The sequence below is a fragment of the Psychrobacter sp. AOP7-A1-24 genome, from assembly GCF_052376235.1.
In the GTDB taxonomy this organism is placed as follows: domain Bacteria; phylum Pseudomonadota; class Gammaproteobacteria; order Pseudomonadales; family Moraxellaceae; genus Psychrobacter.
Genome location: NZ_JBQSVM010000020.1, coordinates 23,596 through 35,782 on the forward strand (window position 1 = coordinate 23,596; position 12,187 = coordinate 35,782).

The window sequence follows — 12,187 nt, forward strand, 5'->3', positions numbered from 1 at the left end:
CGAGAATGCTTAGAGGTTTAAACGATTAAACCCAATGCTTCTACCAAGCGTTTATTTGGTTCGACTTTATTCATGCTATAAAAATGCATGGCGGGTACACCTTCATTGATCAAGCGTTCACACAAGCGATAAACTACATCAAAGCCAAACTCACGAATCGCCTTACGATCATCGCCAAAATCCGTCAACTGCTTGCGTACATAGCGCGGAATATCGGCGCCACAGCTATCTGCAAAGCGTAATAGATTGCTTGAATTGGTAATTGGCATAATACCAGCAACCAAAGGCTGAGCGACCGTGTCAATACCGCGCTTCTCAAGCTTATCACGCAAGTACAGATAGCTGTCAGCGTTGTAGAAAAACTGGGTGATCGACGCATTGGCACCAGCTTGGTACTTATTTACCAAGTTGTCGATATCAAATTCAAAGCTACGTGCTTGTGGGTGCATTTCAGGGTAGGAGGCCACTTCGATATGGAAATGATCACCTGAGTGCTCACGAATGTATCTAACCAAATCAACAGCGAATGGTAGTTCACCCATGCCCACCTGACCTGATGGCAAGTCGCCACGTAGCGCTACCAAGCGTCTAATACCTAAAGTCTTATAGTACTCGAGCAATTCAGCGATTTCAGCTTTATCATCACCAATACAAGACATATGCGGCGCGATTTCAGTGGTACCACGCGCACTTAATGCTTGTACGATATCTAAAGTGCGGCTACGAGTTGAACCGCCCGCACCATAAGTTACCGAAAAATAAGCTGGTGACAGTTTATTCAACTCATCATAAGTGCTGAGAAGCTTTTCGTGACCTTGCTCGGTCTTTGCAGGAAAGAACTCAAAGGAGAAAGCAGGCTTACTCACAGTTAGGCTCCTCTTAGTATTTATAAGCGTCAGGCTTGAATGGACCTTCAACTGGTACACCTAAATACTCAGCTTGCTTTTGGGTCAGCTTGGTCAAGGTGCCGTTGAAGCCTGCAACCATCGCAGCGGCCACTTCTTCGTCTAACTTCTTAGGTAATACTTTTACGTATAAGTTGTCAGTACGCTCGTCAACTGGCAAGTCAGCGAATTTTTCTTCGAACAGATACATTTGAGCCAATACTTGGTTGGCAAATGAGCCGTCCATCACGCGTGATGGGTGACCAGTCGCGTTACCTAGATTCACTAGGCGACCTTCAGCAAGCAAGATTAAATAATCGTTTTCGTCGTCTGAACGGAAGATTTGATGAACTTGTGGTTTGATCTCAACCCAACGCCAGTTGTCACGCATAAACTGAGTATCAATTTCAGTATCAAAGTGACCGATGTTACATACAACAGCGCCAGGTTTAAGTGCTGCTAGCATATGTTTGTCACAAACATGATAATTACCAGTAGTGGTAACAATCAAGTCAGTATCTTCAAGCAAACGGGTGTTAATGTTGTCTGCACCGCCAGTATTGTCACCATCGATGTATGGCGATAATACTTCAAAGCCGTCCATACATGCCTGCATAGCACAGATTGGATCAACTTCTGAGACACGTACGATCATACCTTCTTGGCGTAAGCTTTGCGTAGAGCCTTTACCTACATCGCCATAACCGACAACCAAAGCGCGGCGACCAGCAAGGAACATATCAGTAGCGCGTTTAATCGCATCGTTTAAGCTATGACGGCAACCGTATTTGTTGTCATTTTTAGATTTGGTCACTGCGTCGTTGACGTTGATGGCTGGTACCTTAAGTGTCCCTTTACCAAGCATTTCAACCAGACGGTGAACGCCAGTGGTGGTTTCTTCTGAGATACCATGGATATTGTCAAGAAGCTCAGCATAGTCGTCATGGATAAGAGCGGTTAAATCACCACCATCATCCAAGATTAAGTTTGCGTCCCAAAGTTGGCCTGATGCTTCGCCGCCAACGTGTACTTGCTGACGTAGGCACCATTCATACTCTTCTTCGGTTTCGCCTTTCCAAGCGTAAACAGAGATACCAGCAGCGGCAATCGCAGCAGCAGCATGGTCTTGAGTTGAGAAGATGTTACATGAGGTCCAGCGTACTTCAGCACCTAGCGCGACTAATGTCTCGATAAGTACAGCAGTCTGAATAGTCATGTGGATACAGCCAGCGATTTTCGCGCCTTTAAGTGGCTGGTCTGCTTCGTAGCGACGACGCAAGCCCATTAGAGCAGGCATTTCAGCTTCAGCAAGCGTAATTTCACGGCGGCCGTAATCAGCAAGGCTGATGTCAGCGACTTTATAGTCAGTGAAAGAGGGATCGATCGTATGGGCAGATGGTGTAGTAGACACTGCGTCCATAATATGCTCCTATCAGTGGTTAACGAATGATAAAAAGAATAAAAACGCAGGTGCCGTTGTTTGCGCTGTGAGCGACCAAAAATAGGGACTCTCGACAGTTAACCGAGCCTAACATAACCTGTGATTGCATAACTTTAGAATGTTAATGCAGTAAATCACCATTATGGCGCAACACCTCTCGGAGGTCGTTATTGTAATAGATGAGTGGTTGATTGTCACCTATTGACTGAGATAAATGATAAGCAGTCATGGCATAAGTACTTGTATGCTTTTCGTAGGCACAAAAAAAGGCCACCTGTAGATGACCTTTTATATTTAGATAAACGCTAGGTTTTTAACTGCTAAGTGAGCTTAGTACCAGTTGTAAGTGAGAGAAGTAAAGTAGTTAATACCATCAGTATCATAACCAGGTAGCGTGATGTATTTCTCATTGGTAATGTTATCCAAACGAGCAGTCATAGTGAGATTATCAGTTAACTGATAGTTACCGCTAATATTGAACAAACCATAATGATCGACAAACTGCGACTCTGCATTAGCAGTATTACTATAGTAATCGCCTACGTATTCATACTCGGCACGAATATCAAAGCTTGATAGGCGATAGCCTGCATAAATCAGACCTTTGTGCTCAGGACGAATGGCAAGGAAATTACCATCATTGCTACCGCCACTGCTGTCTTTTGCTTGCTGGTAGTCATAACTCGCGCCAAATAAGTAGTCATCGATTATCCAATCTGATGTTAGCGTGAGTCCTTTGATTTTGGCTTCATTGACGTTTTCGCTAGCGCCTGCATATGGGTTGCTAGGAGTGGGGTTTGATACGTAGCTGATTAGGTCATCAACTTTATTATGGTAGCCAGTCAAGCGGGTAGATTGAATAGGCGTGTCATATTCAATAAATGCTTCATAGTTATCGCTGGTTTCTGGTGTTAGTTCAGCATTGCCGCCGAAAGGTGAGTATAAATCATTGAAGCTAGGTGCACGGAAACCTTTAGCATAACTAGCACCGACACGTAGATTAGGATTGATGTGTAGCGCACCACCTAGGTTGTACGTAGTTTCATCACCATACTGTGAGTTATCATCATAACGTAGGTTTGCTTGTGCATCGAACTTATTATTAGCTAGCACATAACCCAAAAAAGCACTGGTGACGTCGCGATCATCAACATCATAGTCAGTGGTATCGATACTTTGGTTTAAGTATTCTGCTCCGTAGACACCTGTACCGATAGGTAGTGAGTGCTGACCTACTAAGCTGACTTGATCTTGTTCGGTGTCATAGTTGCTGGCATAGGTTTCGGTATCTATATTATCAATAGAGTGACCATATTGCAGCTTTACTGAAGCGCCTGGCTGATAGCGCCAATTGACAAAGGCTTGAGCTGCGCCTGTTTCTTGATCAGAATAGACATTCTGCGCCGCACCATTATCAAAATAAGTCGTTGATTCACTATACAGCGCACTAGCACCTGCCGACCATTGATCATTAATACGCTGATTTAAAGCAATGCTCGCATTATCACTCTCAAAACCGTCATCATCTTTGTTATAAGAAAAAGCGTTTGAAGATGTGGTTGCGTTAATACCATCTGTTTCATTGTGACTAGCTGATAGACTAAGGGCTGTGCCAGTATCATTAGCAAACTGTGCACTCGCGCCATATAGGTACTGATCATTCGAACCGATACCTGCAGTTACAGAATAGTTAGTCTTTTCGACATTGCTGCCTTTGGTAAATACTTGAATGACGCCGCCCATTGCATCTGCACCATATATACTAGAGCCTGATGCGCCATATAGTATTTCGATACGATCGATCTGGTCTGCTGGTAGTAAATTTAAGGCACTAGTACCTGTACTTAATGAGCTATAGCGAATACCATCGATCAGTACTAAGATTTGTTTACCATCGTAGCCGCGCATATAAAGGTTTGAAACCGTGCCCATGCCACCGTTTGTATAATGGTTGATACCAGGTTGGCGCTTTAGTACCTCTAATGCTGTTTGACCTTGATATCGTTTGAGCTCTTTACTATTCACAACACGTGTTTGCGCAATTACATTACTGACTTTAGTAGGTGTGCGATTCGCTGTTACTACGATTTCATCAAGCTCAACTTGTGGTAGGTTACTATCGTTGTTGGAAGTGTTTCCAGAAGTGGCTGCCATAGCAGTATTAACTGCAAGTAAGCCAAGCGCGCTTAAAATACTTAAACGAAGATAGGTACGTGAAGATGCACGTGATACAGACATAGTCGATTCCAAAGTAATCAAATTAAAAATGCAGAAATGAGGGGTAACTATCGTGACGTAAAAGTAGTCAAAAGTTACAAAAAATAGTATATAAGCAAAACTGTGCTCATTATCTACAAATTAGCCTGCTTTATAAACTATTTTGAGCTAATATTTATTCAAGATAGGATGAATATTATTCATGTTGGTTTATGGAGTAGTTAAGCCAAAAATCATTTTATTTGAGTATTTTACGACAACTTCTTCAATTCTGTTCATAATATCTATTCTTTAAAGGTACCTACTATGGGGAGCGCTCACATAATAAGAGACCAACTAATGAGACAGTTAGCTACAAAATTGTGCAATCAAAAGTACTGCTGTTATAAATAATTGTTACTATAGTATAGATATTATTCGTTATTTTTCATGTCGTTTCTAAACTAAGAGGTTTGTTTTGTCTATCAAGCATAATCTGACCCCCAATACTTTGCATAATTCATTCTACTCTATAGCTACAATGCCATTTATAGTCATAACGTTGTTGCTTGCTATGCTATTGAGTGTTGCTTTGCCAAACAACGCTTATGCTGCTGAATCTGGTGCACTTGGTGTAAGTGAAAGTAGTAGTGAAGAGTCAGCAGAGTCACCGCGACCGGATTCATTTGGACGAGACACACCGCGCCATACAGTACAGGGGTTCATCAGTGCATTAAGCGAAAATGATTACTTGTTGGCAAGTAACTATTTGAATGTACCGAAGTCTGACAACCCAACCACTATTGTACGGCAATTTAAGCAAGCGCTAGATGCAGGTGGCCGTTTTCAGCCGGACTTGCAGATTAGTAATGAGTCTGAGGGCAATCTGACCGATCAGCTACCATCCCAGCAAGAAAACGTAGGTGTTATTAGCATTGGTGAAAAAGATGTGTCGCTGATACTCGAAAGAGTGGTATCTGATAGAGGTGAAAAGTATTGGCAGTTTTCAAGCGATACGCTCAGCTCGATACCTGAAGTAATAGAGAACACTGAACCAACTTTGGTGTCTCGCTATACTATTGATTCGTTAGAAGGTAAAAAGCTTTTCGGTTATCAGCTCGCCGACTTAGTCGCTGCACTGACCATGGTTGTTAGTAGCTTTATATTGACCTATATAGGAGTATGGTTGCTATATCATTTATTGAGGATTGTATATCCTCGTTTACGTGGTACGCCATTGCCATTGCCAAACAAAGTTATATTACCTCTATCTGTTGTAGTCATGGCACTGATACTATCTGAAGTCATGGTCTATGCAGGGGTATCGGTAACACTACGTGAGCCGGTTAATCGTTTTACTGATATTGCGTCTTGGGTAGCGCTGACATGGCTATTGCTGCGAGTGATTGATGCCATATTTACTCGTGCGGTCAATCTGAGTTATAAAAAGAACTATACTGAGCGAGTCTCGATTTTGGGATTGCTTCGTAAAGTTGTTAAAGCCCTGCTATTGATATTTGCAGTGATTGTCATATTTGGCAATTTAGGTTTTGATTTAACGACTGGTATCGCAGCACTGGGTGTGGGTGGTTTAGCGTTAGCACTTGGTGCACAAAAGACCATCGAAAACTTAGTGGGTAGTGTTGTTGTTGTTGCAGATTCGCCTGTGCGAATAGGTGACTATTGTAAGTTTGGTACATATGAAGGTACGGTGATTGATATTGGTATTCGCTCATCGCGTGTACGTACGCTATCGCGCACCATCGTAACAGTACCCAACGGTGACTTCTCATCCATGCAAATTGAAAATTTCACTTCTCGTGATATGTTCCGTTTCTGTCATCTGCTGTATCTAAAACGCACCGCCGACCTTAATGTAGTTTTCAAAATGGTCAATGACTTGGATAAGTTTATAAAAGAGCATGATTTGACCAATCAAGAGTGGAATCAGGTCAATATTTTAGAGTTACGTCAAGATTGCTATGTTGTTCAGTTGCAGGCTTATGTTAATGCAGTTGGTATCATTGAATTCTACGATAAACAAAATACTTTATTTATCGATGTATTAAAGAAGGTTTCAGAGTATAAAGTCGAGCATGCATTACCTACGCAGCAGCTGATTGTCAATCAAACTGAGCTTGATCATCATATGGAAAATAGCACTGCTGAAACAGAGGAAGATGGCTCAGACCATAACAGCAGTACTAATAACGATGAAGCAAATATCAGTATAGAAAATGATAATAATCATAACAATATTGATATGACTAAAAATGAGGACGAGAAAGATAGCGACAAATCTGATGATAAGCCAAGTCAACATGGTTTTCCTCTTGCAACAGTAAGCCGGAGAGGGGCGCTTAAAGCACTAAAACATAAAAGCCATATGTTAAGAAAAAGTAAATTTAAACATGCTAAAAGCAAATTTGGTTTCTCTATATGGAATCAGCCTTAAAAGAGATTTTTTCCTCAAAAGTGGTGATAAATAACGCTAACGATGTTTTCTGTAAGAGTTACATAGTTAGCTACAAAGGTACTGCGGTTTTATCACGCAATGAGCCGTAATACGACCAAAGTAATAGGCTGGCAGCGCTGCGATAAGGTGACCAGTGCTGGGTTAAATCTTTAAGTTTTTTGGGTGTTGGTCGCTCTGCTAGACCTAATAGTTCCATGGCTGCGACTTTAATGGCTAAATCATCGACTGCTAGTATGTCGGCACGTTTTAGTGAAAATAATAAATACATCTCAGCTGTCCAGCGTCCAATACCTGTCACAGCTGTCAAGGTTGCGACGACTTCTTCATTGGGTAAGGCTTCCAACGTTGCAAAGTCTATATCATGGTCAACTAAAGAGCGTACATAACGAGTTTTTTGCTTAGAAAGCCCTTGTGCTTTCAAGGTATCGTCTGTTGCTTCATGTATTGCTTGCGGTGTGATCAATTCTGCATCAACCAACCGTTTCCAAATACTGGCAGCAGCAGCTACTGATAATTGCTGACCAACCATCGCTCTCATTAACTGTTCAAACCCGCCCTCGTTATGTCTAAGGCTAGGTGTGCCGACTTGCTTATGAACAGGAGCAAACCTTGGTTCAATAGCAATTAGCGCAGCAATCTGTTGTTCTAGCTCGTTAGTGTTTTCCATGGTCTGTATGTTCATAGTTATTTCGCTTTGCTAGTCAAAAGGTGTCTAAACCATTAGTAAGTGATAAAAAAAGGACTGCAAATAGGCAGTCCTCTTTATGTAGTACGTCATTGCTGATAGTAAAACCTATTCACCATCGGTTTTAGATTTTTTGAGTAGTACCAGCACAGCACCATTACCACCATCTTTTGGTGGGGCGGAGCAAAACGCTAGTACTTCTGGCAATTGACGCAACCAACCATTGATGCAGGTTTTTAAAATCGCTTCGCTGCCTTTGCCATGGACGATTTTTACCATGGTTTCGTTTTTCTGCTTGGCTTGGCTCAATAGTTGAGTCATCGCTTCTCGTGCTTCTTCTATTGTACAGCCATGGATATCTACCGCATCATACCAACGTAGCTTACCTTTTTTGAGCTGATCAAAGATTTTATTTTGCAGTGTTGGCTGCTTATAAGATAAATAAGCTTCAGCAGCGACAGGGTTTAGTAATGCTTGCATATCTGACAAGCCAGCCCCTAAATCACTGGCTTCGCTACCTTGAGCTGCAGCACGTTTTGATAGTGTCGCTGCATCAGGCTTACCTGCTTTGGTTGCGCTGGCGGGTGATCGAACGTTTTTGTCTTCTAGCTGATTAACACCATGCATGGCTTGCATAAATAGGACTTTATCATCATCGATATGTTCACTATCTAGCTGCTTGACTGTTTTTTTGACTTGCTTTTGAGTCGGTAGCGACACCGGCTCAGTTGGCTTTTGGTTCTCACCTTCAGGTGAATTGGTATCACGGCCTTTGCTCAGTTGGCCTTTGAGTTCTTTGAGCTGGTCTTGCATTTCTTTTGAAAACAGAGAGTTTGACATAAAAGTTAACGTATCGTTGATTGATGAATGGTTGATTGCACAATGTATATAGCACGCATATTGTTCAATCTATCTAGTATTTATTGACGCTTAAATTATGGAGTTACTTTACCCGTCTGCTGCGACGCCCGCAAGTAATGATTGTAACGCTTGCCCTGGGTGATCAGTTTTCATGAATTGCTCACCGATCAAAAAGTGCTGAATCTCATTGTTTAGCATGAGGCGAATATCATCACCACTATGAATACCACTTTCGGTCACGATAAGTGGTTGTTGCTCAGCGCTATCAGCAGCAAGTGCGTCGTTTAAAATATCTTTCAGATCAAGTGTGGTTTGCAGGTCAACATCAAAGGTATTTAAATCACGATTATTGATACCGTAAATATTATGCGTTGAACGAGGTAATTTAAGCGCTCGCTCAAGCTCAGACTGGGTATGAACTTCTATCAATACGTCCATACCAAGATCAATACTCAGTGCATGCAGTTCTTGTACTTGGGAATCATCTAGGCAAGCCATAATGAGTAGAATACAGTCAGCGCCCATTAGGTAGGATTGATATATTTGATAGACATCAATCATAAAGTCTTTACGTAATATCGGTAAGCTTGAAGTATTAGCCGCCTGAATAAGATAGCTATCGTCGCCCTGAAAATAATCACGGTCGGTCAATACAGACAGACAGCTAGCACCTGCTTGCTCATACTGCTGAGCAAATAGAGCAGGGGTAAAGTTATGATTGATAATACCTTTAGACGGTGAGGCTTTCTTAATCTCAGCAATGATACCAATACCATCTTCTTTAATGCCAGCAGCACGTAACGCCGCAGCAAAACCTCGACGCGGTTTATCGTCAGCTGCGACCTTTGCTTGCAACGCTTCCAGAGATAATGCTTCGCGAGCGGCTTTTACTTCTTCTACTTTGGTTGCGACAATGCGCTTTAGCACTGAAGGTATGTCTGAATGGGTTGTGGTCATACTGGTATCCGAATATCGTTAAATGTAAATAAACAGTGTTGGCAGGGATCGCATTATATGAATACTTATAAATTAATCTTGAGCCACTAGCTGCTGGGTGTAGTTGGCTAAAGACTTAAGTTTGAGTAAAGCATCGCCATTTTGAATCACCTTTTGTGCCCGGCTAACACCGTTAGGGTAGTTGCTGGCAAGTCCTGCGGTGTATATCGCGGCACCTGCATTTAGAGCAATCATGTCCCGAGCCTTGAGAACCGCACGGTCATGAGTATCGGTTCCAGATAGCGCAGCACGAATCAGCTCAAGACTTTGTGCTGGAGAGTCTACATCGAGACCCATAAGAGTTTGAGACTCAATACCAGCATCTTCTGGCATCAGCTCATAAACTGATATCTCGCCATCTTTTAGTTCAGCAACCGTGGTCGAAGTGGCAAGACTGATTTCATCTAGACCATCTTTTGCGCCCACAACCATGACATGACGCGCGCCTAGATTTTTCATGACCTTGGCAATCGGCTCACATAATTGTGCAGTAAACACACCGATGACTAGGTTTGGCGTGCCAGCAGGGTTGGTCAATGGGCCCAAAATATTAAAAATGGTACGCGCTTTTAGCTCACGGCGTACAGGGTTGGCATAACGCATGGCGCTATGGTGATTAGGCGCGAACAAGAATCCAATGCTTTGATTTTCGACACAGTCTTTTGCTTGCTCTGGTGTAAGTGCGAGACTGATACCTGCCTGCTCAAGTAAGTCTGAGCTACCAGATTTGGTCGAGACGCCACGATTGCCGTGCTTAGCAACCTGTGCACCAGCAGCAGCAACAACCAACGCTGATGCAGTCGAAACATTGAACAAATTAGCACCATCGCCGCCAGTACCAACGATATCTACCAAGTAATCGCAGTTTTGCGGTTCAATATTGGCGGCTAGTGCACGCATGGCGCTGGCAGATGCAGTAATCTCGTCAATGGATTCGCCTTTCATGCGTAGTCCTGTCAAGATAGCACCCATCATAGCATCGCTACATCTACCTTGCATGATGATCAGCATCACTTGATACATCTCATCAAAAGTTAAATCGATGTGTTGAAATATTCTACCCAAAGCTGTGGTTAGCAATCGATGTGTTTGCTCGTCAGACAATTTTGCAATACTCTCTGGCGTGTGCGTTTCTTCTATTTTTGTCGTACTCATTATAGTCTCGCTTACTATTATTTTTTATATGAATCTGTGTGAAATTTGGCATAATTCTATGAAAGCCGTCTTTCTGCCAACATACTTTTAATCGAGTCTAACCAACTTGTGGAAGCTCATCGGACGTCAGCGTAGCCAAGCCGTGAGTCTGTAAAAAGTTATTGAGCAATTGGTAACCTGCTTCGCTCAATATCGATTCAGGATGGAACTGAACGCCTTCTACAGCAAACTCTTTATGGCGAATACCCATGATTTCCTCAATACTACCATCGGCATTTTGTGTCCATGCGGTGAGCTCAAGGCAGTCTGGTAGGCTTGTCTTATCGATGACAAGCGAATGATAACGCGTCACCTGTGACGGGTTAGGTAAGCCAGCAAACACACCTTGCTCGTTGTGATAAATAGCTGATAAGCGGCCATGCATGACTTCGCCAGCTTTGACCACTTGAGCGCCAAAGGCTTGACCGATAGCTTGATGACCCAAGCAAATACCCAATATAGGAATAATCCCTTTAAACGTTTCAATGGTTTGCAGTGAAATACCCGCACGGTCAGGATCACACGGACCTGGGCCAATCACAATGGCGTCAGGTGCGAGGGTTTTAATCTGCTCAATGCTGACCTGATCATTACGCCAAACAGTGATGTCCTGCTGTAGCTCACCGAAGTACTGTACGATATTGTACGTAAAGCTATCGTAATTATCGATCATCAAAATCATTAAGGATTCAACTTATCAGTTTTATTATATTTTTAATATGAAATTTTTTCTCACTGTTATCGAGGCACTTAATTGTCAAAAACAAGCAGCTACGATGATAGCAGAGGGCAGTCTTGCGCGCGGTTATCTTACCACTATTTTGTTTTCTATCAAATGTAGGGTGTAGGCTATCTAAGTAAGCACCAAGTAAAAATACATTTTTTATTATTGCATTGATAACAAGGATAGTTTGATAAGGGATAATGTTATAAATTTAACTATCGGCATTGCACCAAAAAATAGCATTAAAACCATAGGTGTGTTTATATTTGCACCAATTAAGTGCTAAAAGTTCACAGTTAGTGCTTTAATTAAGTGCTGTTTTAAAACTCAATTTAACGACAATTAATTAATATTCAACGTTGCATATAATGTAAATTGCTGTAATTATTAATGATTGTATCAATACTTAACTACACCTATGATTAAGTGGTTAATACATTGGCATAAGCCTTGCAGTATCGCTGCTATGATTATTTTTAAAGACAGAAAGCTGGTCTAAAAATAATTATTAACAGGAGCCTTAGAGTTCAGTATTATGAGTTGTATATTGCTAGAATGTCGTTAGGAGTGAATTGGCGTATGTTAGACCATATGCATAAATATTGGTCTGATTGAGTAAACGCTTTAGATGAGCATCTTGACTAATACGTAAAATAGTGCTGATAATAAGCATAATATCGAATGCGCTATTTTAGTATTGAGAGCACATCTGACATTCTGGAACATGAAC

General features: G+C 42.0%; 9 protein-coding genes. 1 reads left to right on the plus strand and 8 read right to left on the minus strand.

Features of this window, described 5'->3' with window-relative positions; genetic code table 11:
* Positions 1 to 17: 17 nt before the first annotated feature.
* From metF to ACT3QQ_RS08465, 3 genes are all read right to left on the minus strand, one after another.
* A complete protein-coding gene (gene metF, locus ACT3QQ_RS08455) occupies positions 18 to 866 on the minus strand; it encodes a methylenetetrahydrofolate reductase [NAD(P)H] (protein ID WP_444527652.1) in 849 nt (282 codons plus the stop codon).
* 13 nt (positions 867 to 879) lie between these two features.
* A complete protein-coding gene (gene ahcY / locus ACT3QQ_RS08460; protein ID WP_444522740.1) occupies positions 880 to 2,304 on the minus strand; it encodes an adenosylhomocysteinase in 1,425 nt (474 codons plus the stop codon).
* A 351-nt stretch (positions 2,305 to 2,655) separates the two neighbouring features.
* The gene (locus ACT3QQ_RS08465; protein WP_444522741.1) at positions 2,656 to 4,563 is read right to left on the minus strand and encodes a TonB-dependent receptor plug domain-containing protein; all 1,908 of its coding nucleotides are present in this window, start codon (positions 4,561 to 4,563) and stop codon (positions 2,656 to 2,658) included.
* Between the two features lie 499 nt (positions 4,564 to 5,062).
* Between ACT3QQ_RS08465 and ACT3QQ_RS08470 the strand changes: the two genes are divergently transcribed.
* A complete protein-coding gene (locus ACT3QQ_RS08470) occupies positions 5,063 to 6,976 on the plus strand; it encodes a mechanosensitive ion channel family protein (protein WP_444527653.1) in 1,914 nt (637 codons plus the stop codon).
* A gap of 70 nt (positions 6,977 to 7,046) precedes the next feature.
* Here the strand turns inward: ACT3QQ_RS08470 and ACT3QQ_RS08475 are convergent, their stop codons facing one another.
* The 5 genes from ACT3QQ_RS08475 to ACT3QQ_RS08495 all read right to left on the minus strand — a co-directional run bounded on the left by ACT3QQ_RS08475 (position 7,047) and on the right by ACT3QQ_RS08495 (position 11,415).
* Positions 7,047 to 7,679, minus strand: a complete 633-nt coding sequence (locus ACT3QQ_RS08475) for a DNA-3-methyladenine glycosylase family protein (protein ID WP_444527654.1) — start codon at positions 7,677 to 7,679, stop codon at positions 7,047 to 7,049.
* A gap of 111 nt (positions 7,680 to 7,790) precedes the next feature.
* Positions 7,791 to 8,522 carry a Smr/MutS family protein gene (locus ACT3QQ_RS08480; RefSeq protein WP_444527655.1) on the minus strand — a complete coding sequence of 244 codons (732 nt, stop codon included), beginning with the start codon at positions 8,520 to 8,522 and terminating at the stop codon, positions 7,791 to 7,793.
* 108 nt (positions 8,523 to 8,630) lie between these two features.
* Positions 8,631 to 9,500: an indole-3-glycerol phosphate synthase TrpC gene (gene trpC, locus ACT3QQ_RS08485; RefSeq protein WP_444527656.1), complete on the minus strand. Its 870-nt coding sequence runs from the start codon at positions 9,498 to 9,500 to the stop codon at positions 8,631 to 8,633.
* Between the two features lie 72 nt (positions 9,501 to 9,572).
* Positions 9,573 to 10,694 carry an anthranilate phosphoribosyltransferase gene (gene trpD, locus ACT3QQ_RS08490; RefSeq protein WP_444527657.1) on the minus strand — a complete coding sequence of 374 codons (1,122 nt, stop codon included), beginning with the start codon at positions 10,692 to 10,694 and terminating at the stop codon, positions 9,573 to 9,575.
* Positions 10,695 to 10,791: 97 nt separating this feature from the next.
* Positions 10,792 to 11,415 carry an anthranilate synthase component II gene (locus ACT3QQ_RS08495; protein ID WP_444527658.1) on the minus strand — a complete coding sequence of 208 codons (624 nt, stop codon included), beginning with the start codon at positions 11,413 to 11,415 and terminating at the stop codon, positions 10,792 to 10,794.
* Positions 11,416 to 12,187: the final 772 nt, after the last annotated feature.

Coding starts and splice junctions, on each gene's coding strand:
- ahcY (WP_444522740.1), bottom strand. CDS start 2,304: ATGGACGCAGTGTCTACTACACCATCTGCCCATACGATCGATCCCTCT.
- ACT3QQ_RS08465 (WP_444522741.1), bottom strand. CDS start 4,563: ATGTCTGTATCACGTGCATCTTCACGTACCTATCTTCGTTTAAGTATT.
- ACT3QQ_RS08470 (WP_444527653.1), top strand. CDS start 5,063: ATGCCATTTATAGTCATAACGTTGTTGCTTGCTATGCTATTGAGTGTT.
- ACT3QQ_RS08475 (WP_444527654.1), bottom strand. CDS start 7,679: ATGAACATACAGACCATGGAAAACACTAACGAGCTAGAACAACAGATT.
- ACT3QQ_RS08480 (WP_444527655.1), bottom strand. CDS start 8,522: ATGTCAAACTCTCTGTTTTCAAAAGAAATGCAAGACCAGCTCAAAGAA.
- trpC (WP_444527656.1), bottom strand. CDS start 9,500: ATGACCACAACCCATTCAGACATACCTTCAGTGCTAAAGCGCATTGTC.
- trpD (WP_444527657.1), bottom strand. CDS start 10,694: ATGAGTACGACAAAAATAGAAGAAACGCACACGCCAGAGAGTATTGCA.
- ACT3QQ_RS08495 (WP_444527658.1), bottom strand. CDS start 11,415: ATGATTTTGATGATCGATAATTACGATAGCTTTACGTACAATATCGTA.